The organism is Micromonospora avicenniae, assembly GCF_900156065.1.
GTDB lineage: Bacteria > Actinomycetota > Actinomycetes > Mycobacteriales > Micromonosporaceae > Micromonospora > Micromonospora avicenniae.
Map to the genome: position 1 here is coordinate 263,735 of NZ_FTNF01000003.1, position 20,601 is coordinate 284,335.

19 protein-coding genes are annotated in these 20,601 nt (G+C 72.5%); 9 read left to right on the forward strand and 10 right to left on the reverse strand.

What is annotated here, in order from left to right; translation table 11 throughout:
- Positions 1–10: 10 nt before the first annotated feature.
- On the reverse strand, positions 11–1,003 hold the full coding sequence (locus tag BXA10_RS06895) for a diacylglycerol kinase family protein (protein WP_076468738.1): 993 nt from the start codon (positions 1,001–1,003) through the stop codon (positions 11–13).
- A 124-nt stretch (positions 1,004–1,127) separates the two neighbouring features.
- On the opposite strand from BXA10_RS06895, the gene BXA10_RS06900 reads away from it, so the two are divergent.
- The 3 genes from BXA10_RS06900 (at position 1,128) to purD (ending at position 4,944) form a co-directional block, all read left to right on the forward strand.
- Positions 1,128–2,417: an adenylosuccinate synthase gene (locus tag BXA10_RS06900; RefSeq protein ID WP_076468741.1), complete on the forward strand. Its 1,290-nt coding sequence runs from the start codon at positions 1,128–1,130 to the stop codon at positions 2,415–2,417.
- A gap of 197 nt (positions 2,418–2,614) precedes the next feature.
- Complete coding sequence (locus tag BXA10_RS06905; RefSeq protein WP_076468743.1) at positions 2,615–3,547, forward strand: type IV toxin-antitoxin system AbiEi family antitoxin domain-containing protein; 933 nt, start codon at positions 2,615–2,617, stop codon at positions 3,545–3,547.
- Positions 3,548–3,693: 146 nt separating this feature from the next.
- The gene (gene purD, locus BXA10_RS06910) at positions 3,694–4,944 is read left to right on the forward strand and encodes a phosphoribosylamine--glycine ligase (RefSeq protein ID WP_076468746.1); all 1,251 of its coding nucleotides are present in this window, start codon (positions 3,694–3,696) and stop codon (positions 4,942–4,944) included.
- A gap of 92 nt (positions 4,945–5,036) precedes the next feature.
- Here purD and BXA10_RS06915 read toward each other — a convergent pair whose 3' ends face one another.
- From BXA10_RS06915 to BXA10_RS06925, 3 genes are all read right to left on the reverse strand, one after another.
- Positions 5,037–6,599, reverse strand: a complete 1,563-nt coding sequence (locus tag BXA10_RS06915) for an AMP-binding protein (protein WP_076468749.1) — start codon at positions 6,597–6,599, stop codon at positions 5,037–5,039.
- A 275-nt stretch (positions 6,600–6,874) separates the two neighbouring features.
- Positions 6,875–8,089, reverse strand: a complete 1,215-nt coding sequence (locus tag BXA10_RS06920; protein ID WP_076468751.1) for an acyl-CoA dehydrogenase family protein — start codon at positions 8,087–8,089, stop codon at positions 6,875–6,877.
- A 1-nt stretch (position 8,090) separates the two neighbouring features.
- Positions 8,091–8,543, reverse strand: coding sequence for an SCP2 sterol-binding domain-containing protein (locus BXA10_RS06925; protein ID WP_076468753.1), 453 nt, complete (start codon positions 8,541–8,543; stop codon positions 8,091–8,093).
- Between the two features lie 73 nt (positions 8,544–8,616).
- Here BXA10_RS06925 and BXA10_RS06930 point away from each other — a divergent pair, with 73 nt between their 5' ends.
- On the forward strand, positions 8,617–9,255 hold the full coding sequence (locus tag BXA10_RS06930) for a TetR/AcrR family transcriptional regulator (RefSeq protein ID WP_076468756.1): 639 nt from the start codon (positions 8,617–8,619) through the stop codon (positions 9,253–9,255).
- A gap of 8 nt (positions 9,256–9,263) precedes the next feature.
- On the opposite strand, the gene BXA10_RS06935 is transcribed toward BXA10_RS06930, so the two are convergent.
- A complete protein-coding gene (locus tag BXA10_RS06935; protein WP_425436041.1) occupies positions 9,264–9,953 on the reverse strand; it encodes a DedA family protein in 690 nt (229 codons plus the stop codon).
- Positions 9,954–10,087: 134 nt separating this feature from the next.
- Here BXA10_RS06935 and BXA10_RS06940 point away from each other — a divergent pair, with 134 nt between their 5' ends.
- A complete protein-coding gene (locus BXA10_RS06940) occupies positions 10,088–11,290 on the forward strand; it encodes a sensor histidine kinase (protein WP_076468759.1) in 1,203 nt (400 codons plus the stop codon).
- Positions 11,287–11,928 carry a response regulator gene (locus BXA10_RS06945; protein WP_076468761.1) on the forward strand — a complete coding sequence of 214 codons (642 nt, stop codon included), beginning with the start codon at positions 11,287–11,289 and terminating at the stop codon, positions 11,926–11,928. The genes BXA10_RS06940 and BXA10_RS06945 overlap by 4 nt, the downstream gene beginning before the upstream one ends.
- Positions 11,929–11,989: 61 nt before the next feature.
- Here the strand turns inward: BXA10_RS06945 and BXA10_RS06950 are convergent, their stop codons facing one another.
- From BXA10_RS06950 to BXA10_RS06960, 3 genes are all read right to left on the reverse strand, one after another.
- Positions 11,990–12,610: a DedA family protein gene (locus BXA10_RS06950; RefSeq protein WP_076468764.1), complete on the reverse strand. Its 621-nt coding sequence runs from the start codon at positions 12,608–12,610 to the stop codon at positions 11,990–11,992.
- Positions 12,611–12,835: 225 nt separating this feature from the next.
- Positions 12,836–13,702: a MaoC/PaaZ C-terminal domain-containing protein gene (locus tag BXA10_RS06955; protein ID WP_076468767.1), complete on the reverse strand. Its 867-nt coding sequence runs from the start codon at positions 13,700–13,702 to the stop codon at positions 12,836–12,838.
- Positions 13,702–15,060, reverse strand: coding sequence for a 3-oxoacyl-ACP reductase (locus tag BXA10_RS06960; protein WP_076468770.1), 1,359 nt, complete (start codon positions 15,058–15,060; stop codon positions 13,702–13,704). Before BXA10_RS06960 ends, BXA10_RS06955 begins: the two co-directional genes overlap by 1 nt.
- Positions 15,061–15,115: 55 nt before the next feature.
- Here BXA10_RS06960 and BXA10_RS06965 point away from each other — a divergent pair, with 55 nt between their 5' ends.
- The 3 genes from BXA10_RS06965 (at position 15,116) to purB (ending at position 18,985) form a co-directional block, all read left to right on the forward strand.
- A complete protein-coding gene (locus BXA10_RS06965) occupies positions 15,116–16,408 on the forward strand; it encodes an acetyl-CoA C-acetyltransferase (protein WP_076468773.1) in 1,293 nt (430 codons plus the stop codon).
- 94 nt (positions 16,409–16,502) lie between these two features.
- A complete protein-coding gene (locus BXA10_RS06970) occupies positions 16,503–17,435 on the forward strand; it encodes an META domain-containing protein (protein ID WP_076468775.1) in 933 nt (310 codons plus the stop codon).
- Between the two features lie 125 nt (positions 17,436–17,560).
- Positions 17,561–18,985: an adenylosuccinate lyase gene (purB, locus tag BXA10_RS06975; RefSeq protein WP_076469257.1), complete on the forward strand. Its 1,425-nt coding sequence runs from the start codon at positions 17,561–17,563 to the stop codon at positions 18,983–18,985.
- A 175-nt stretch (positions 18,986–19,160) separates the two neighbouring features.
- Here the strand turns inward: purB and BXA10_RS06980 are convergent, their stop codons facing one another.
- Positions 19,161–19,727 (reverse strand): YbjQ family protein, encoded by a 567-nt coding sequence (locus BXA10_RS06980; protein WP_076468777.1) that lies wholly within the window; start codon positions 19,725–19,727, stop codon positions 19,161–19,163.
- Between the two features lie 24 nt (positions 19,728–19,751).
- On the reverse strand, positions 19,752–20,435 hold the full coding sequence (locus tag BXA10_RS06985) for a S1 family peptidase (protein WP_076468779.1): 684 nt from the start codon (positions 20,433–20,435) through the stop codon (positions 19,752–19,754).
- Positions 20,436–20,601: the final 166 nt, after the last annotated feature.

Here is a 20,601-nt window from a genome sequence, read left to right on the forward strand (position 1 = left end):
TGCCGGGGAGTCAGGCGGCCCAGACCGCCCACGCGCCCGGCTCGGTCCACCAGGACCGCTTCCGGTTCAACTCGCCTTCGGCGCCGTCGTCGAGGAACGGCACCTTCTCGTCGCGGGGAAGCACGGACACGGCACGTCCTCGGGCGCGGCGCACCTCGAGGCGTACCCGTTTGCGGCCGAACGTGGAGCGCGCCACCACCGGCACCGCCACGGCAACCTCGACCAACTCGTCGGTCGGGTCCGGCCGGTTCAACAGGGTCACGTCGTTGAGCGTCGCGTACCCGCCGGCGTTGCCGATGGCGCAGGCCATCAGCGGTTCGTCGCCGTCGGAGAGCACCGTGTCGTCCACCTCGACCCGTCCGCGCCAGTGCAACGGCCGACCGGCCTCGTCGGCGGCCCCGATCAGCGCGCCGTCCAGAGTCACCGAGCCACCGTCGTTGCGCAGCAGATCCAGCCGGCGGGGCGTGCCGTCCAGCACGGCGGCGGCCACCTCCGCCGGGTCGCGGGACAGCCCGAGCTGCGCGACCAGGTCGCGGTGCCCGGTGCTTCCGGCCGGATCCAGCGGCAGTACGCCGACGGGCGGCAGGTCGGGCACGGTTCGGTTGCCGGGCAGGTCCGCGGGGCGGCGGCTCGGCGGCGGAGCGTACCGCCGGACCAGCCGGCGCAGCACGGCGCGCAACTGGGCGTCACTGGCCGTGGCGACCACGAGCCGGACCTTGGAATCCGAATCCGGCCAGGTGAGGCCGTCCGGGCGGGGCGGGCCGTCGAGCCGGGCCAGCACCTCGTCGATCTCCGCGTCCGATCGGGCGGTGACCATCTCCACCCGGGCTCCCCGGGCCGTCAGCGCGTCCGCGCAGGTCAGCACCGGCACCCGGGGCGTCTCGCAGCGCTCCGGCTTCTCCTCGGCGGCCTCGCTCGCGCCGCCGCAGCAGGCTCCGCCGCTGCCGCAGCCCGGGGCGGCGTCCCGCTCCGAGCCGAGGGTGAGCAGCACCACGTCGTACACGGAAGGAGCCTCCTGCCTCTCGACGCGACCCCTGCCGGTCGCGCCGCAACCTCTTGTTAGCCTGACACCCCGGGCTCGCCAAACGGTCGCCACCTGGCACCCGAGCCTTCTGGAGGCGGAGAAGATGCCAGCGATCGTGCTCATCGGCGCTCAGTGGGGCGACGAGGGCAAGGGCAAGGTTACCGACCTGCTGGGTGAGCGGGTCGACTACGTGGTGCGTTACTCCGGCGGCAACAACGCCGGCCACACGGTGATCACGCCGGACGGCCAGAAGTACGCGCTGCACCTGATGCCCTCGGGTGCGTTGTCACCGAGCGCGAAGATCGTCATCGGCAACGGTGTGGTGGTCGACCCCAAGGTCCTGCTCACCGAGATCGACGGCCTCGCGGAGCGGGGCGTGGACGTCTCCCGCCTGCGCATCTCCGGCGACGCGCACCTGATCATGCCGCACCACCGGGCGCTGGACCGGGTGGTCGAGCGCTACCTCGGCTCCTCCCGGATCGGCACGACCGGCCGAGGCATCGGCCCGGCGTACGGCGACAAGGTCGCCCGGATGGGCATCCGGGTGCAGGACCTGCTCGACCCGGGCATCCTGCGCAAGAAGCTGGAACTCGCGTTGCGCGAGAAGAACCAGATCCTGTTCAAGGTCTACAACCGCAAGGCGATCGACGTCGAGGCGACCGTCGAGGAGTACCTGGAGTACGCCGAGCGGCTGAAGCCGTACATCACGGAGACCCGGGGCCTGCTCTGGGACGCGCTGGACCAGGGCGACACGGTCCTGCTGGAGGGCGCCCAGGCCACCATGCTCGACATGGACCACGGCACCTACCCGTTCGTGACCTCGTCCAACCCGACAGCCGGCGGCGCCTGCGTCGGTGCTGGGATCCCGCCGACCGCCATCACGAAGGTGATCGCGGTCAGCAAGGCGTACACCACGCGGGTCGGCTCCGGACCGTTCCCCACCGAGCTCTTCGACGACAACGGCGCGCACCTGCGCAAGGTCGGCCACGAGTACGGCACCACCACCGGTCGGGAGCGTCGCTGCGGCTGGTTCGACGCGGTCGTCGCCCGGTACGCCTGCCGCCTGAACGGCGTCACCGACCTGGTGATCACCAAGCTGGACGTGCTCACCGGCCTGGCCAAGGTGCCGATCTGCGTCGGGTACGAGATCAACGGCGAGCGGGTCGACGACATGCCGATGACCCAGACCGACTTCCACCACGCCACGCCCGTCTACGAGGAGATGGACGGCTGGTGGGAGGACATCACCAAGGCCCGGAGCGTCGACGACCTGCCGGAGAACGCCCGCCGCTACATCGCCCGCATCGAGGAGCTCTGCCGTACCAAGGTAAGCGTCATCGGCGTAGGCCCCGGCCGCGAAGAAAACGTAGTCCAACACCCCCTAATCCCCTAACCCCCGGCCCCCGCCCCGGGTGCGCCCCGGGTGCGCCCCGTGGGTCGCTTCGTTGATCAAGAGCTTTGCGTCAGGATCCGGCGCGAGCGTGACGCGAAGCTCTTGATCAACAGGTCTCCTCCGGGCGTTGTCCACAGGAGGTCGCCGGTTATCCACAGGGGCTTCGGGACACGGGGTCGGGTCGACATCGTGGGGTGATGACGCCGCTCGATGTTCTTCGTGGATTGGCTGTCGGCCAGGACGGGATGGTCACCCTTGCGCAGGCCCTGCGCGCAGGCCTGACCAGGGACCAGGTGCGGCAGCTGTGCCGATCGGGCCGGTGGCGGCGGATCCTGCGCGGGTGCTTCGTGCTGACCGAGGACCTGAACGCAGCCGCGCTGCAACGCGCCCGGATCCGTGCTGCTGTGTCGAGCCTCGGCCCGGGTTCCTTCGCCGTCCTCGGTACGGCGCTCGAACTCCACGGCATCGCCGGTCTGCGTCCCACCACTGAAGTCCACGTCTCGGTACCAGTGGATCAACCCCGACCGCAGCGCGGTCTGGCTCCGTGGTTGGTGGTGCACCAACTGACGGTCCCACCCCACGATCTGACCGGCGTCGCGGGCCTGCCGACCACCACCCCGCTCCGCACCGTCGCGGATGTCATTTTGAAAGTCGACCGGTACGCCGCGGTTGCGGTGCTCGACTCCGCTCTGAACCGGGAACTGCTCATCGCGGACGACCTGTTGGCGGTGCCGGGGATGATCCGCGGCCGGCGCGGCGCCGTCCTCGCCCGGCGCCATCTGGCTGAGGCCGACGGGCGCGCGCAGTCGCCGCTCGAGACCCGCGTCCGATTGCGGTGCGTCGACGGCCGGGTGCCGCCGGACGCCCTCCAGTTGGCGGTATGCGACGACGACGGCTACCTGCTCGGCATCGGTGACCTGGGCTGGCGTGCCCCGCGAGTGATCGCCGAGGCCGACGGCCGCGGGCCGCACGACAATCCGGGCGCGATTTTCGCCGACCGTCGCCGCCAGAACCGCCTGGTCAACGCGGGATGGACCGTCCTCCGCTTCACCTGGGCCGACACCCTGCGTCCCGACTACATCCCGTGGACCGTCCGCCAGGCCATCGCCGCCGCCCACCGCCCCGTCTGAGGCCCGTCACGTCAGCTGATCAAGAGGTTCGCGTCAACTTCGGGTTTATCCGTGACGCAAACCTCTTGATCACCGGGGCGGCGGCCGGGGCGGCGGCCGGGGCGGGGGGAGCCGGTGGGGGGTGGGGGTCAGTAGGATGCCCTTCTGTGCGGGTACTTCTGGTGGGTGGTGGGGGGCGCGAGCATGCGCTCGCGCTCGGGTTGGCTTCCGATCCGGCGGTCACGCAGCTGATCGCGGCGCCGGGCAATCCGGGCATCGCCGAGGTGGCCGAGCTGCGCGCGGTGGACGCGAACGATCCGGCGGCAGTGGCCGCGCTCGCGGTGGAGACCGGGGTCGACCTCGTGGTGATCGGGCCGGAGGCGCCGCTCGTCGCCGGGGTCGCCGACGCCGTCCGCGCCAAGGGCATTCCGGTGTTCGGCCCGTCCGCGGCGGCGGCCCAGCTGGAGGGGTCGAAGGCGTTCGCGAAGGACGTAATGATCGCCGCCGGCGTGCCGACCGCCCGCGCCTACACCTGCACCGACCCGGAGAGCGTCGGCCGCGCTTTGGACGAGTTCGGCGCGCCGTACGTGGTCAAGAACGACGGGCTCGCCGCCGGCAAGGGCGTGGTGGTCACCGACGACCGGGCCCGCGCCGAGGAGCACGCGCGCGAGTGCGGCCGGGTGGTGATCGAGGAGTACCTCGCCGGTCCCGAGGTGTCGCTCTTCGTCGTCACCGACGGCGAGGCCGCGGTGCCGCTGCTGCCCGCACAGGACTTCAAGCGCGCCGGTGACGGCGACACCGGCCCGAACACCGGCGGCATGGGGGCGTACGCGCCGCTGCCGTGGACCTCGCCCGGCCTCGTCGACGAGGTCATGCGGGACGTGGTCCACCCGACCCTGGCCGAGCTGCGGCGCCGGGGCACTCCCTTCGCCGGCCTGCTCTACGTCGGGCTCGCGATCACCGCGAACGGCCCCCGGGTGATCGAGTTCAACGCCCGCTTCGGCGACCCGGAGACCCAGGTGGTGCTCGCGTTGCTGGAGACGCCGCTGGCCGGGCTGCTGCACGCGTCGGCCACCGGCACGCTGGCCGAGCACCCGCCGCTGCGCTGGCGGGACGGGGCCGCGGTGACCGTCGTGGTCGCGTCCGAGGGTTACCCGGGTACGCCGCGTACCGGTGACGTGATCACCGGCGCGGACCGCCCCGGCGTCATCCACGCCGGCACCGCCCGCCGGGCCGACGACGGCGCGTTGGTCTCCGCCGGTGGGCGGGTCCTCTCCGCCACGGCCACCGGTCCCGACCTGGCCGCCGCCCGGGACGCCGCCTACGAGTTGGTACGCGGCATCGGACTGGCCGGCTCGCAGCACCGCACCGACATCGCCGCCGCGGCTGCCGAGGGGCGGATCGAAACTCCCCAGTGATCGCGGGCAACCGCACCGCCCCCACGCCCGCCCCCACGCGCCGCCCCCACGCCCGGCCCGACGCGCCGGTCCCGACCTGGGACGTTGCCGGGTCAGCCGTAGTAGCGGCGCAGCTCCCGGGCCAGCACCTTGCCGGTGGCGTTGCGTGGCAGGTACTTCACGAAGACCACGTCGCGTGGTACGGCGAAGCGGGCGAGGTAGTGCCGGACGTACTCGCGTACGGCCTCCGGGTCGAGCGTCTCCCCGGCGTGCAGGGCGAGGAACGCCGCGAGGCGCTGGCCGTACTCCGGATCGGGCACGCCGATCACGGCCGCCTCGCGTACCTGGGGCAGTTGCGCGAGCAGGTTCTCCACTTCGGACGGGAAGACGTTCTCGCCACCCGAGACGATCATGTCGTCGGCGCGGCCGTCGACGAAGAGCAGTCCGTCGGGGGTGAGCCGGCCGAGGTCGCCGGTGTCGAGGAGTCCGTCGCGGCTCTCCCGGCTCGCCCCGGTGGTGTACCCCTCGAACAGCATCTCGTTGCCGACGAAGATCCGGCCGACCTGCCCGTCCGGCACCTGCCGGCCTTCGGCGTCGAGGATGCGGAGCAGGGTGCCGCGTGGTGGCCGGCCGGCGGTGGTGGGCGCCGCCCGCAGCTCGGCCGGACCCGCGATGGACGCCCAGGAGACCTCGGTCGAGCCGTACAGGTTGTAGAGGACGTCGCCGTAGACGTCCATGAACCGCGTGGCGAGTCCGCCGGGCAACGCTGAGCCGCTCACCGCCACGACCTTGAGCTGGGGGCGCGGCCAGGGCGGCGCCACCTCCATCAGTCGCTGCACCATCACCGGTACGGCGAAGAGCGCGTCACATCGGTGCGCCACGAGCGCGGCCAACGTGGCGGCCGGGTCGAAGCGGCGGTGCAGCACGATGGTGGCCCGCAGCGCGAAGCAGACCTGGAGGGCGGCGAATCCCCAGGTGTGGAAGATCGGCGCGGCGATCATCACCCGGTCCCGGGTGTGCAGCGGGATGCGGTCGATGATGGACACCAGCGGGCCGAAGCCGTTCGGGGTGGGGCGGCGGGCACCCTTCGGCGTACCGGTGGTGCCGGAGGTGAGGACGATGATCCGCCCGTCCCGCTCGGGTGGTTGCAGCTCGCCCGGGAGTGCGCCGGCCACCATCTCCTCACGGGCGCGTTCGTCGAGGCGGGGCAGTTCGGCCGGCAGACCGAGCACCCGCTCGGTGAACTCGTCGTCGTGCACCAACACGCGTAGGCGCTGTTCCTCGGCGACGGTTGCCAGTTGCGCGGCGGAGAGCCCGGTGTTGACCAGCACCGCGTCGACCCCGAGCAGGGTGGCCGCGACGATCGTCTCGATCAGACCGTGGTGGTTGCGGCACAGCACACCGATCCGCTCCCCGGCCTGCACACCGTGCGCCGTCCGCAGAGAGCGGGCCATCCGTTCGGCCCGGTCGAGCAACTCCTGATAGGTCAGCTCGGTGCCGTGCTCGTCGACGACCGCCGTCCGGCCGGGATCCCGGGCGGCGGCCTGCCGGAGCTCGCCGGCCAGGCTCCAACCCCAGCGGCGCAGCGCGTTGAGTTGCGAGGCGATCCGAATCGGCTGACCGGGGGTGAGCAGCCCTCGCCGGGTCATCGTGGTGACCATGAAGGGCAGGTCCATGCCGCAGACCTCCTAGGGGTGTGGCCGGGCGGGGCCGAGGACTGTTCTACCCGTCTGGGTGTCTGCCCTGATCATGCCTGGGGTGCCGCGATTCGGCACAGCTGGCGGCGGCGCCACGTGACGAAGACGGCACGGTACGTGCGAGCGCTCGGCATCGCCGTTCGGGGCCGCTTGGTGGGATCCCCGCGCCGGCGGCCGGAAGTGCGTTGGAGTCCCGGGGACGGCGCCGGCCGGAGAGTCGCTTCCGGGCCGGCGCCGTCAGCCCGCCCTGCCGGTCAGCGGATCTGCATGCCCGAGATTGCGCGCGAGATGACCAGCCGCTGGATCTCGGACGTGCCTTCGAAGATGGTGTAGATCTTCGCGTCGCGGTACCAGCGCTCGACCGGATGGTCGCGCAGGAAGCCCGCACCGCCGAGCAGCTGCACCGCCTTCTCGGTCACCGAGACGGCCACCTCACCGGCCTTGAGCTTGGACATCGAGCCCTCACCGGCCGTGAACGGCCGGTTGTTGCGTCCCATCCAGGACGCGCGCCAGACGAGCAGCCGGGCCGCGTCGATCTCCATCTTCATGTCGGCCAGCGCGAACGCGACCGCCTGGTTCTCGATGATCGGGCGCCCGAACTGGACCCGCTCCTTCGCGTAGTCCAGGGCGTACTCGTATGCGGCCCGGGCCACGCCGAGCGCCTGCGCACCGACGGTGGGGCGGGACAGTTCGAACGTACGCATCGCCGCCTGACCCGAGGCGCGTTGCCCGGAGCGGGCCCGGGCCAGCCGCTCGTCCAGGGCCTCCTTGCCGCCGAGCAGGCAGCGCCCCGGCACACGTACGTCGTCGAGGAAGACGTCGGCGGTGTGCGACGCGCGCAGGCCGAGCTTGCGCAGCTTGCGGGTCGCGTTGAGCCCCGGCGTGCCGGGCGGTACGACGAACGCCGCCTGCCCGCGGGAGCCCAGCTCGGGCTCGATCGAGGCGGTGACCACGTGCACCCCGGCGATGCCGCCGTTGGTGGCGTACGCCTTCTGGCCGGTCAGCACCCACTCGTCGGTGGCCTCGTCGTAGGCGGCGCGGGTGCGCATCGCGCCGACGTCGGAGCCGGCCTCCGGCTCGCTGGTGCAGAACGCGGCCACGGCCGGCTCGTCGACCGAGCCGAAGCACTGCGGCACCCACTCGACCATCTGGTCAGGTGTACCGGCGCCGTAGATCGCGGCGACCGCGAGCGAGGTGCCGAAGATGCTCAGGCCGATGCCGGCGTCGCCCCAGAACAGCTCTTCGCTGGCGATGGGGAGGGAGAGTCCGGTCGGGTCGGCCCAGCAGGTGGCGAGGAACTCGAAACCGTAGAGGCCGACCTTCGCCGCCTCCTGAATGATCGGCCAGGGAGTCTCCTCCCGGGCGTCCCACTCGGCCGCGGCCGGGCGCACGACCTCGGCGGCGAAGCCGTGCACCCAGTCCCGGAGGTCCCGCTGTTCCTCGGACAGGTCGAGCGAGAACTCGGGCATGTCAGGCCTTCGGGATGTCGAACAGGTTGGCGATGTTGGCCGCCAGACCCAGGTCACCCTTGGCCTTGAGCTTGCCGGTCATGAACATCATCACCGGGTTCGCCCCACCGGACACGATCTTGAGGAACTCGACCGGGCCCATGGTGAGGGTCAGCTTCGGGTCGCGCTGCGGCGTCTCGGGAACGGTGCAGGTGCCGTTCTCGATGACCACCTCGTAGGTGTCGCTGCCGCCGTCCGGGCGGCCGGTGATGGTCCAGTGGATGACCGCGTTGGTGGAACCGGCCCGGTCGGCCCGGAACAGCGACGGCATCCGGTTGAAGACCTCACTGAGGACCTTGCCGCGCAGGTCGCCGGCCATCACCTGGGCGATCTTGTCGTCCGGGGTGGACTTGACCAGCTGGGCGAACTCCTTCGGGCCGACGTTGGCGAAGTTGGCCGGGTCGAAGTCAGTCATGCGGAACACCTTCCGGGCGGGCGATTCTGGTTACTCTGGCGTAACCTTACGCACCAGTAGGTATGCTCGCAAGGTGTCCAGCACTCCCACCTTCAAGCGCCTGCCCCGGGCCGTACGCGAGCAGCAGATGCTGGACGCGGCCGTCAAGGTCTTCTCGCGCCGCGGCTACCACGCGGCCAGCATGGACGAGATCGCCGAGGACGCCGGCATCTCCAAGCCGATGGTCTACGCGTACCTGGGCACCAAGGAGGAACTCTTCGTCGCCTGCCTGCATCGCGAGGGCACCCGGATGACCGAGGCGATAGCTGGTGCGGCCGCGCCCGAACTGCCGGCCGACGAACGGCTCTGGAGAGGACTCCGGGCGTTCTTCGGCTTCGTCGGCGCGCACCGCGACGGATGGGCGGTGCTCTACCGGCAGGCCCGCGGCGAGCAGCCGTTCGCCGGAGAACTCGCCGCCATGCGGGCCCGGCTGGTCGAGGTGGTCGCCGGCATGCTCGACCATGCGCTGCGCGCCGAGGGGCGCGAGATCGCGGGGGCCGACCTGGAGCTGGCCGCGTACGCCCTGGTCGGTGCGAGCGAATCATTGGCCGACTGGCTCGCCGATCACCCGGAGGCTGATCCGGAGAAGACCGCGACGCGGATGATGAACGTGGCCTGGCTCGGCGCCGACCAGCTGCTGAACGGCGTCACCTGGCGTCCGCCCGAGCGGTGAGACCCCGGTCAACGCCTGCGGTTGAGCAGGATTTCCCTGTCGACACCTCGGCCCGTCGAGGCGGAGCGGCGCCGACCGCGGCGGCGGAGCAGGCGTACCCCCTCCACCACGACGGTCAGGGTCAGCGCCAGGCCGAGCCCGAGCAGCAGGCCGCGCACGGGGTCCTGTTCGAAGGCGAGCCCGCCCAGGTAACCGACCAGGGCCGAGTAGAGCCCCCAGGAGCCGGCCGCGAGCGCGTCGAAGGCGAAGAAGCGCTGCCGCGGATAGCCGACCGCGCCCATGGTGAGCGTGACAGCCGTCCGTCCGCCGGGAACGTAACGGGCGACCGTGAGAATGAGGCCGCCCCGCGCGGCGATGCCGCGCCGGGCCCACTCGACCCCGGCACGTCGGCGTCCGCCCATGGGAAGTCGATCGAGCAGCCGGGCCCCGCCGCCGCGGCCGATGGCGTACGAGATGTGGTCGCCCAGCAGCGCACCCGACGCGGCGACCAGGATCACCGCCGGCAGTGACGGTTCGCCGGACGCGGCGAACACGCCTGCGGTGATCACTGCGGTTTCGCTCGGCACCACCGGGAAGAACCCGTCGAGAACGGCGATCGCGAAGAGCGCCAGGTAGACCCAGGGTGAAGACATCGTCTGGTGCAGCAGGTCGAGCAGATTCATGATCTCGATGCTGGTCGCGCCGGTCGTCCGCGCCATCGGCCGTCGGTCAACACTGGACCGCGACCTAAGTAGCCAGTACCCCGGAGCGCGGATCAGGGAGCTCCCCCACCCGACCCCGGGCTTCGGGTTCGTCGCTGCCCGCAGCGCCGGGCCGAGCATAGGCTCGGCCCATGCCCTCCAGCACCGTCGAGCTTCGGCGGGTTGTCGACCGCTACGCGCCACTGCTGGTCGCGGTGGTCGTGGCCGTTGCCGTCTGGGAATCCCGCACCGGCGCGCTCGGGGTCCGTACGTCGCTGCCCGGTGTACTCGTGCTTCCGATCGCCGTGGCGTCCGGTTGGGCGATGGCGGTCGTCCGGACCCGCCGCTGGCCGCTGTTCCTGGCCGCCGCGGTCGGTTGGCTGGCGATGGCCGCGTGGCCGGCCGGGGTGGTCGCGTCGTACCAGGCGGGTCTCCGGCTCCCCGACCGGCGTCGGGTCACCTGGTACCTCGTCGGCGCCGTGGCCGTGATGGCGGTCGGAGTGCTGATCGGGCTGGCCGTCGGTGGCCCACGACGGATCACCACTGCCACTCCGGCCAACGCGATGGTCACCGCTCTGTGTCTGGTGGCCTTTCCGCTGATGGCGGGGCTTCTGGTCAGGTCGCGGCGGGAGGTGGTCGTCGCACTGCGGGACAGAGCCGAACGGGGGGCGCGGGAGCGGGAGGCGCGGGCCGAGCGGGTACGGGTGGAGGAGCGGGCTCGGATCGCCCGGGAGATGCACGACGTGGTGGCCCACCGGGTGTCGCTGATAGTGGTGCACGCCGGTGCGCTGGAGGTCACCGCAACCGAGCCGGCGACCGTCGAGGCCGCGGCACTGATCCGGTCCACCGGGCGGCAGGCGCTCACCGATCTGCGCGAGGTGCTGGGGGTCCTGCGTCAGCCCACCTTCGCCCTGGCCGATCCGGGTGACGACCTGCTCGGCGGTTTGGCCGAACTGCTGCGCGAATCCCGGGTGGCCGGGCTGCGGGTCCGGCGGCAGGACGAGGGCCAACCACGCTCCGTGCCGCCGACCGTGGGACGTACCGTTCACCGCGTGGTCCAGGAGGCGCTGACCAACGTACGCAAGCATGCCCCGGAGGCCGACGCGACCGTACACCTGCGGTATCTCCCGGGCTGGGTGGAAATCGAGGTCCGCAACGGCCCGTCCGCCGAACGCCCGGTGCTGCCGAACCCCCGACCGGGCCGGCCGGTCGCGGGCCTCGGGCTGCCTGGTGCGGGCCTCGGGCTGGTGGGCCTCCGGGAGCGGGTCGAGCTGCTCGGTGGCCGGTTGGAAGCTTGGCCGACCGACGGCGGCTTCCTGGTCAGGGCGTTGATTCCTACTCCGAGGCCCTCATGATCCGGGTCCTGGTCGTCGACGACGAGCAGCTCGTCCGCTCGGGCCTGCGTCTGATCCTCGAGGCGGCCCCGGACATCACTGTGGTCGGCGAGGCAGCGGACGGCGCCGCGGCGCTGGTCGAGGCGTACCGGCTCCGACCCGACGTGGTGCTGCTCGACGTACGGATGCCGGGCACGGACGGGTTGACCGCCGCGCCGCGGGTGGTGGCCGCCGGTCCCAAGGTGATCATGCTTACCACGTTCGACCTCGACGAGTACGTGCACCGGGCGCTACGCGCCGGGGCCGTCGGCTTCCTGCTGAAGGACACGCCGCCCCGCGAACTGGCCGCGGCCGTCCGCACGGTGGCCGTGGGGCAGGCGATGCTCGCCCCCACGGTGACCCGCCGTCTGATCAGCTCTTTCGCCGAGCGTGGTCCGGCACGCCGGACCGCCGCCCGGCAGCAGCTCGACCTGCTGACCGATCGGGAGTTGGAGATCGTGCGGGAGGTGGCGCGCGGCCACGCCAACGCGGAGATCGCCCGCCGGTTGGCGATGAGCGAGGCCACCGTGAAGGCGCACGTCAGCCGCGCGTTGGCGAAGCTCCAGCTGGCCAACCGGGTCCAGGTCGCGATCCTGGTGCACGACGCCGATCTGCTCTGACGGGCAGCCGTCGCCGTTCCGCACGGTGGCGCGTTCCTGCCGCAGCGACCGTCGGCGCCGCTCAGCTCCGCTCGGCGGCGCGGTGGCGGGCCCGGCGGCGCAGCGCACGGATGACCTCCAGCAGTGCCGTGACCGCGATCGAGAGGCCGAGGCCGGCCAGCACTCCCTTGATCGGGTCGCGCTCGAAGGCCAGGCCGCCGAAGTAGCCGAGCAGGCCGCAGTAGATGCCCCAGGTGGAGGTGGCGATCGCGTCGAAGAGGAGGAAGGAGCCGCGCGGGTACCGGACCGCGCCCATGGTGAGGGTCACGGCGGTCCGGCCGCCCGGGATGTAGCGGGCGGTGGTCAGGATGACCCCGCCCCGGCGGTCGACCGCGCGACGGGCCCACTCCGATCCGGCCCGCCGCCGGCTCCGTTCCGGTAGCCGCGCCAGGCGGCGGGCCCCACCGCCTCGCCCGATCGCGTACGAGATGTGGTCGCCGGCGAGGGCGCCGAGCGCGGCCGCCGCGATCACGGCGATGATGTTGGGGCGTCCGTCGGTGGCGGAGATGACGGCTGCGGTGATCACGGCCGCCTCGCCGGGCACGGCCGGGAAGAACGCGTCGACCGCGGTGAGCCCGAAGATCAGCAGGTACACCCATGGCGAGGCGACCAGCTGCCGGAGCAGGTCGAGCGCGGAATCCATGTCCTCATGCTCGCCGGGTGCGACCGGTCCGGTGGCCGAGTCGCCGGATCACCCGCCGTCAGCCGGACGTCAGCTGGAGCAGACCAGGGCCGGGGGCGAGCAGCGGACCGCACGCCGTCTTGTCGCCGTCGACCCCGCCGGCGGCGGCGAGGGCGTACCGGCCCGCAGCGCATCAGCGGAGGGGCCTGCCCCTGCCAAGTCCCAGGTCCGGGCGGGCAGGGGTGCTCAGCGCACGAGACCCGCCAGGTGCGGTCGGCCGCGCGAGTCGTGCAGGGTGAACCCGCCGTCCGGCAGGGGAGCGAAGTTCACCGTGCTCGGCAGCGGTACGGGCAGCTTGAAGGCGACCTCGACGGTGTAGGCGTCCGGCAGCCGGTTCTCCAGCGCGGCCAGGCAGCGCGCCTTGCTCCACATGCCGTGCGCGATCGGGCGGGGGAAGCCGAACAGCCGCGCCCCGAGTCGCGAGGTGTGGATGGGGTTGTGGTCGCCGGAGACACGGGCGTACTCGGTGCCGATGCGCGGGGTGAGCCGCCAGGTCGCCGAGGCGGCCGGCGCTGACGGGGACGCATCCCGCTCGCGCCGTTCACCGCCGCCGCCCCGCCGCTCCCGGCTGAGGTACGTCGAGACGCCCCGCCACACCTCCTCCCCGGCGACCGTCGCGACGAGCACCACATCCAGCTGCCGCCCCCGGTCGTGCGGGCGCAGGTTCTCCGCGTACGCCGAGAAGTCGAGCGTCTCGCCGGTGTGGACCGGTCGGTGCGTGGTGATCCGGTTGGCCACGTGCACCAGCCCGGTGAGCGGCACCGGGAACCCCGGCGTGGTCATCAGTCGCAGCGCCAGGGGGAAGCCCAGCACGTGCGGATAGGTCGCCGGCAGCCGGTCGGTGAGCCGGAACCCGCACACCCGGTCGTAGTCGGCCAGATGGTCGAGGTCGACCGTCACTCCGGAGACGGTGAGCCGGACCGCCGGTGGCTGAGCCTCCCGTCGGCCGCCGGTGCCCGGAAGAGCACCGGCGATTGCCCGCCGGTAGAGCGCGCCGGCGGCCGGCATCCCGGGTAGCTCGACGGTGGTCCGCCCGCTGGTGGAGTCGCTCATCACGCCCCCAGCAGGCTCTGGCCGCAGACCCGTACGACGTTGCCGCTGACGGCGCCGCTGGCGGGCCAGCTCAACCAGCCGATCGTCTCGGCGACGTCGACCGGGAGCCCGCCCTGGGCCATGCTGTTCATCCGGCGTCCCGCCTCGCGGATCACCAGCGGGATCCGGGCGGTCAACCGGGTCTCGATGAATCCGGGCGCCACCGCGTTGACGCTGATCCCGCGTCCGCGTAGGGCCGGGGCGAGGGAGTCGACCAGCCCGATCACCCCGGCCTTGCTGGTGGCGTAGTTGGTCTGGCCGCGGTTGCCGGCGATCCCGGCGATCGAGGAGACCGAGACGATCCGGCCCCCGGCCGGGATCAGCTCACGTGCGAGCAGCTCGTCGTTGATCCGCTCCTGGCTGGCGAGGTTCACGTCGATCACCTGGTCCCAGCGGTCGGCGTCCATCCGGCCCAGCGTCTTGTCCCGGGTGATGCCGGCGTTGTGCACGACCACGTCGACCCGCCCCTGGCGGGCGGCGAGATGGTCGGCGAGCCGGGTCGGCGCGTCCGGCCCGGTCAGGTCGAGTTGTACGGCGCTCCCGCCGATCTCGTTCGCCACGCCGGCCAGCGCGTCCCCGGCGGCCGGGATGTCCAGCGCCACCACCTGCGCGCCGTCCCGGGCGAGGACGCGGGCGAGCGCCGCGCCGATGCCCCGGGCCGCCCCGGTGACGAGCACGACCTGACCGGCCAGCGGGCGGTCCCAGTCGGCCGGCGCGGTGGCGGTGCCGGCCCCGATCCGGATCACCTGCCCCGAGACGTACGCGGACCGCCCGGAGAGGAGGAACCGGAGGGTGGCTTCGAGGCTGGTGTTCGTGCCGGCGTCGCCGTCGGCGGTGACATACACCAGCTGGGCGGTGACACCCCGGCCGAACTCCTTGCCGATGCTGCGGGTCAGGCCCTCCAGGGCCCGCTGGGCGGTCGCCTCGCGGGGCGTGTCGCACTCGGCGGGTGGGGTGCCGAGCACGACCACCCGGCCGCTCGGCGTGACGGAGCGGGCCGCCGGGTGGAAGAAGTCGTAGAGCTGTCGCAGCCCGGTCGAGTCGGTGATGCCGGTGGCGTCGTACACCAGGGCGCCGAACCGCTCGGTGGCGTCGGTGCCGGCGGCCGGGTCGCGCAGCTCGATCCCGGCGGCGGCCAGCAGCGTGCCGACCGGCTCGGCGAGCCGGCCGCCGGTGGCCGCGCCCAGCAGGGCGGGCCCGGGGAGGAGCGGGTCGCCGGGCCGGTGCCGGCGCAGTCGCGGCGGGTCGGGCAGCCCGAGGCGCTTGACCAGCGCGCGACCGGCCCCCGATTGGACGAAGCTCGCGTACCTGTCGGTCATGGGCGTAGCCTACTGGCGAGTAGGGTACGGGCAAACACTGTCGAGGAGGCGGATCGTGCAGAGCATCCGGCGGGTGGCGGTCATCGGCGGCAACCGCATCCCCTTCGCCCGCTCCAACTCGCGCTACGCGAACGCGTCCAACTCGGACCTGCTCGGCGCGGCGCTGGACGGCCTGGTGGCCCGGTACGGCCTGGCCGGTCAGCGGGTCGGCGAGGTGGTCGCCGGGGCGGTGCTCAAGCACTCCCGGGACTACAACCTGACCCGCGAGGTGGTGCTCGGATCCCGGCTCGACCCGCACACCCCTGCGTACGACATCCAGCAGGCCTGCGGCACCGGCCTGGAGGCGGCGATCCTGGTCGCCAACAAGATCGCCCTCGGGCAGCTCGACGTCGGCATCGCGGGCGGCGTCGACACCACCTCGGACGCGCCCCTGGCGATCAACGAGGACCTGCGTCGTACGCTGCTCAAACTCAACAGCGCCCGGACCGTCGGCGAACGGCTGAAGGTGGCCGCGAAGCTGCGCCCGCTCCAGCCGTTCAAGCCGGAGATCCCGCGTAACGCCGAGCCGCGCACGGGCCTGTCGATGGGTGAGCACGCGGCCCGGACGGCGCTGCGCTGGAACATCGACCGGCGCTCCCAGGACGAACTGGCGCTCCGGTCGCACCAGCGGCTGGCCGCCGCCTACGAGCGGGGCTTCTTCGACGACCTGATGACGCCGTACCTCGGGCTGACCCGGGACCAGAACCTCCGCCCCGACAGCAGCCTGGAGAAGCTGGGCGCGTTGCGGCCGGTCTTCGGCACGCGCGGGCCGGACGCCGAGAAGGCCACCATGACCGCCGGGAACTCCTCGCCGCTCACCGACGGCGCGTCGACCGTGCTGCTGGCGTCGGAGGAGTGGGCGCGGGAACGGAGGCTGCCGGTGCTGGCCTGGTTCACCTGGTCGGAGACGGCCGCCGTGGACTTCGTGCACGGCGACGAGGGGCTGCTGATGGCCCCCGCGTACGCGGTGCCCCGGATGCTCGCCCGGGCCGGGCTGACCCTTCAGGACTTCGACTACTACGAGATCCACGAGGCGTTCGCCTCGCAGGTGCTGGCCACCCTCGCCGCCTGGGAGTCACCCGAGTTCTGCAAGGACCGGCTCGGCCTGGACGCGCCGCTCGGCGCGATCGACCGGGACCGGTTGAACGTCAACGGCTCCTCGCTGGCCGCCGGGCACCCGTTCGCGGCGACCGGTGGCCGGATCGTGGCGACCCTCGCGAAGCTGCTCGCCGAGAAGGGCGGCGGACGCGGACTGATCTCGATCTGCGCCGCGGGTGGCCAGGGCGTGACGGCGATCCTGGAGCGCTGACCCCGGCGGGGAACCATCTCCCGGGCGGTGCCGTCCAACCGCCGTAGGTCGGGTTCGGCGGACGGGAGCGGCGATGAGGCGAAGCGGGCGTGTGATGGCTGTGGCCGCGATTTCGGCACTGCTGGCGGGCTGCGCGGACGGGCCCGGGCAGGTGGCGGCGGACCTCGCCGGTTCGGAGCCGTCGGGCACCGCCCCGACCGCGTCGGCGCACAGCCGGGCGGACCCCTCCGGTTCGGAGCCGCCGGGCACCTCCCCGGCCGGGCCGGTGCCCGCCCGGACGGATCCGGTCCGGCTGATCGGCTCCTGGACGGCGACGGAGGTCGACGGGGACGCGGGAGGCGTCCTCCGGCTCGCCCCCGTCGACCAGGGCGGCCTGCTCTGGTTCGGCAGCTGCGGGCCATCGATGGGCAGCTGGCGGGCCGACACGTACGGCCTGTTCATCGCCGATCCGTCGGAGATCTCGGTGGCCGGCCCGGCCGACTGTCCACACACCGCCCCCTGGCTGGGTCGCGTCACCGCCTTCCGCTTCGAGGGCGACACTCCGGTCCTGCTCGACGACCGGGGCCGGAGACTCGCCAGCCTGCGGCCCGGCGCGAAGCCCACGCCCGGGCCGGACCTGCTGCCGTCGCTGGCGGAACCGCCCACGGTCACCGCGGCGGCGCGGGAGGCCCTCGCGCCCGCCGCCGAGCTGCCCGCCGGTCTGTCCCCGGCGAGCCGGGACACCCTGCTCGGGCGGTGGGTGCCTGCCGCGGACCGGAGGCCCGGCGCGAGCGCGGCCTACCTGGAGCTGCGCGGCGACGGGGAGTGGCGGGGCTCCGACGGCTGCAACGGCCAGCGCGGACGATGGGTCGCCGGCCCGGAGGGCGCCCTGCTCGCCACCGCCGGGCACAGCACGCTGATCGGCTGCGACAACGTGCCGTTGGCGGCCTGGCTGTCCCGGGCGTCCCGGGCGGGGCTCGACGGCGACGTGCTGGTGCTGCTCAGCGCCCAGGGCAAGGAGACCGGCCGGCTGAAGCGCGCCGACTGAGCGGCAACTCGTCCGGCCGGGCATGCGTGTGCCCGGTACCGCCGGCCCGCACCCGACGACACCTGCTGCCGTACCCGCCGACGGCCCCGTCCGGGCGCGACCGGCGGATACGGGAGAATGGCAGCGTGACGACGATCCCGAACGTGCTCGCCCACCGGTACGCCTCGCCCGAACTGGTCGCCCTCTGGTCGCCGGAGGAGAAGATCCGCCTGGAGCGGCGGCTCTGGCTCGCCGTGCTCCGGGCCCAGCGCGACCTCGGGGTGCCGGTGCCGGACGGGGTGGTCGAGGCGTACGAGCGGGTGCTCGACCAGGTCGACCTCGCCTCGATCGCGGAGCGGGAGCGGGTCACCCGACACGACGTGAAGGCCCGGATCGAGGAGTTCAGCGCGCTCGCCGGGCACGAGCACGTGCACAAGGGCATGACCTCCCGGGACCTCACCGAGAACGTCGAGCAGCTCCAGGTGCGCCGCTCGCTGGAGCTGATCCGGGACCGGGTGGTGGCCACCCTGGCCCGGCTGGCCTGGCACGCGAACGAGTACTCGGGCGTGGTGATGGCCGGCCGCTCGCACAACGTGGCGGCGCAGGCCACCACGCTCGGCAAGCGCTTCGCGTCGGCGGCGGAGGAGCTGCTCATCGCGTACGAGCGGCTGGAGGACCTGATCGCCCGCTACCCGCTGCGCGGGATCAAGGGGCCGGTGGGCACCGCCGCCGATCAGCTCGACCTCCTGGACGGCGACGCCGAGAAGGTCGCCGAGCTGGAGCGGCGGGTGGCCGAGCACCTCGGCTTCTCCCGGGTGCTGGACAGCGTCGGCCAGGTCTACCCGCGCTCGCTCGACTTCGACGTGCTCTCCGCGCTGGCCCAGGTCGCCGCCGGTCCTTCCTCGCTGGCCACCACGATCCGGCTGATGGTGGGTCAGGAGCTGGTCACCGAGGGCTTCAAGCCCGGTCAGGTCGGCTCCAGCGCGATGCCGCACAAGATGAACACCCGCTCGTCGGAGCGCGTCAACGGCTTCGCCGTGATCATCCGCGGTTACCTGTCGATGGTCGGCGAGCTGGCCGGCGACCAGTGGAACGAGGGGGACGTCTCCTGCTCGGTGGTGCGCCGGGTGGCGCTGCCGGACGCGTTCTTCGCCGCCGACGGGCTGTTCCAGACCTTCCTCACCGTGCTCGACGAGTTCGGGGCGTACCCGGCGGTGATCAACCGGGAGCTGGAGCGCTTCCTGCCGTTCCTGGCCACCACGAAGATCCTGGTGGCGGCGGTCCGGCGAGGCGTCGGCCGGGAGGTCGCCCACGAGGTGATCAAGGAGCACGCGGTGGCCGTGGCGCTCGGTATGCGGGAGAAGGGCGCGCTGGAGAACGACCTCTTCGACCGGCTCGCCGCTGACGGCCGGCTGGGGCTGACCCGAGCGGAGATCGACGAGCTGGTCGCCGACCGGGCCGCCTTCGTCGGTGCCGCCCCCGCCCAGGTCCAGGCCGTCACCCGCCGCATCACGAAGATCGTCGAAGCCCACCCCCAGGCTGCCGCCTACTCCCCACCCCCCATCCTCTAACCCCAACCCCCCCCACCCCCACCCCCTCCCCCCTCCCCCCTCCCCCTTACTTCGCCCCGGTGATCAAGAGGCTTGCGTCAGGTTCGATCTTCAACGTGACGCGAACCTCTTGATCACCGACGTCAGTCAAGGGCAGGAGGTGGGCCTCCGGGGGCGGGGTGGGTGGGTTGGTGGGTTAGGAGTCGCGGGTGGGGGTTTCGGCGGCGGTGCGTAGGTTGGGGGCGCTCGCCGGTTCGGCGATGCCGCCCGGGGCCTCCGCGATGGCCGGGTCGCTGGCGGTCTCCGCGGCGACCAGCGGCTGGTCGGGCGGCATGACGTCGGGCACCTTGGGTACGACGATCACCGCCGTCCCGTACGCGCAGATCTCCATCCACATCTCGCCGCAGTCCCGGCTGTCGAAGCGCATGCCGATCACGGCGTTGGCACCGAGCCGGCGGGCCTCCTCGCCGAGCCGGGCCACCGAGTCGGTACGCCACCGGGTGAGGTTGTCCGGAGCCATCGGGTCGTACGCGCCACCGCGGAGGTTCTTGACGCCCTCGCGGTACGGGTTTCTGGTCCTGGCCATCGAGGAGACCACCTCACCGAGGATCTGGCGGATCTCGTAGCCGGGCAGTTGATCCGTCGTCACGACCAGCACGGTTCCGATGCTGTCAGGGTGAGCGACACCCGATCGCGAGCGGTGTTCACCTGATCGGATGCTGAAAAACGGCGCGGCGCGGACGGCTGGCGCTCTGCCGACCATCCGCGCCGCGCCGGGCGCTAACCGTCAGACACCGGCCACCGAGGTGATCCAGGACCGGTTGTACGCGACACTGCCGTAGTTCTGGATGTTCACGCCGTCCGCGGTCGAGGCGACGCCGACCTGCCGGCCGTTGTAGAACTGCGGGCCGCCCGAGTCGCCCCGCCAGGCGTTGCCGTTGATGCGCGAGCTGCGGATGGCCTGGCCGCCGTACGCGTCGGTGGCGCTGTTGCTGGTCACCTGGACGTTGGCGGTCTTCAGCACGGTGGACGCCGAGCAGCCGCTGTAGCAGGTCATGCCCCAGCCGTAGATCGAGTTGGTCGAGCCGATCGGCGGGTTGCTGGTGGCCAGGGTCACGGTGGAGGAGCTCACCGCGCTGGAGAGGCGCATCAGGGCGAGGTCGTAGCGGGTGTAGGTGGCCGAGATGGTGCGGGTCACCCCGCCGGAGGAGCGGTTGACGCTGCCGATCCGGACCGACATCGTGCCGCTGATGCAGTGCCGGGCGGTGAGCACCCACTGCGAGGCGATCACGCTGCCGGAGCAGGTGAACGAGCCGTTGCTGAACACCGCGGCGGCCCACGGGGCGGACGAGACGGTGCCGCCGCCGATGATCGGCTGGGGGCCGGCGGGGGCTGCGGTGGCACCGGAGGCGGCGCCGACGACGCCGATCATGGCGGTGCTGATCGCGACGAGCAGGGAGCGGATGCGCATGGGCTGGACTCCTTGAGGGTGGGGTGCTGCCCGGGGTCGCCGGGCGGGGGCAACCGGCGGCGTGTGATCCTTACCGCCATATCATCGAACTCTGTCGATGTAGACTAGGGGGAGCGGCGCACGTTTTCAAGATTTCCTTTTGGACTCCGCGACATAACGATTCGGC

What these genes read in the sequence shown, in the direction of transcription:
- BXA10_RS06900 (WP_076468741.1), top strand. Translation starts at nt 1,128, where the DNA reads ATGCCAGCGATCGTGCTCATCGGCGCTCAGTGGGGCGACGAGGGCAAG.
- BXA10_RS06905 (WP_076468743.1), top strand. Translation starts at nt 2,615, where the DNA reads ATGACGCCGCTCGATGTTCTTCGTGGATTGGCTGTCGGCCAGGACGGG.
- BXA10_RS06915 (WP_076468749.1), bottom strand. Translation starts at nt 6,599, where the DNA reads ATGGACCTGCCCTTCATGGTCACCACGATGACCCGGCGAGGGCTGCTC.
- BXA10_RS06920 (WP_076468751.1), bottom strand. Translation starts at nt 8,089, where the DNA reads ATGCCCGAGTTCTCGCTCGACCTGTCCGAGGAACAGCGGGACCTCCGG.
- BXA10_RS06925 (WP_076468753.1), bottom strand. Translation starts at nt 8,543, where the DNA reads ATGACTGACTTCGACCCGGCCAACTTCGCCAACGTCGGCCCGAAGGAG.
- BXA10_RS06935 (WP_425436041.1), bottom strand. Translation starts at nt 9,953, where the DNA reads ATGGCGCGGACGACCGGCGCGACCAGCATCGAGATCATGAATCTGCTC.
- BXA10_RS06940 (WP_076468759.1), top strand. Translation starts at nt 10,088, where the DNA reads ATGCCCTCCAGCACCGTCGAGCTTCGGCGGGTTGTCGACCGCTACGCG.
- BXA10_RS06945 (WP_076468761.1), top strand. Translation starts at nt 11,287, where the DNA reads ATGATCCGGGTCCTGGTCGTCGACGACGAGCAGCTCGTCCGCTCGGGC.
- BXA10_RS06950 (WP_076468764.1), bottom strand. Translation starts at nt 12,610, where the DNA reads ATGGATTCCGCGCTCGACCTGCTCCGGCAGCTGGTCGCCTCGCCATGG.
- BXA10_RS06955 (WP_076468767.1), bottom strand. Translation starts at nt 13,702, where the DNA reads ATGAGCGACTCCACCAGCGGGCGGACCACCGTCGAGCTACCCGGGATG.
- BXA10_RS06960 (WP_076468770.1), bottom strand. Translation starts at nt 15,060, where the DNA reads ATGACCGACAGGTACGCGAGCTTCGTCCAATCGGGGGCCGGTCGCGCG.
- BXA10_RS06970 (WP_076468775.1), top strand. Translation starts at nt 16,503, where the DNA reads ATGGCTGTGGCCGCGATTTCGGCACTGCTGGCGGGCTGCGCGGACGGG.
- BXA10_RS06980 (WP_076468777.1), bottom strand. Translation starts at nt 19,727, where the DNA reads ATGGTCGGCAGAGCGCCAGCCGTCCGCGCCGCGCCGTTTTTCAGCATC.
- BXA10_RS06985 (WP_076468779.1), bottom strand. Translation starts at nt 20,435, where the DNA reads ATGCGCATCCGCTCCCTGCTCGTCGCGATCAGCACCGCCATGATCGGC.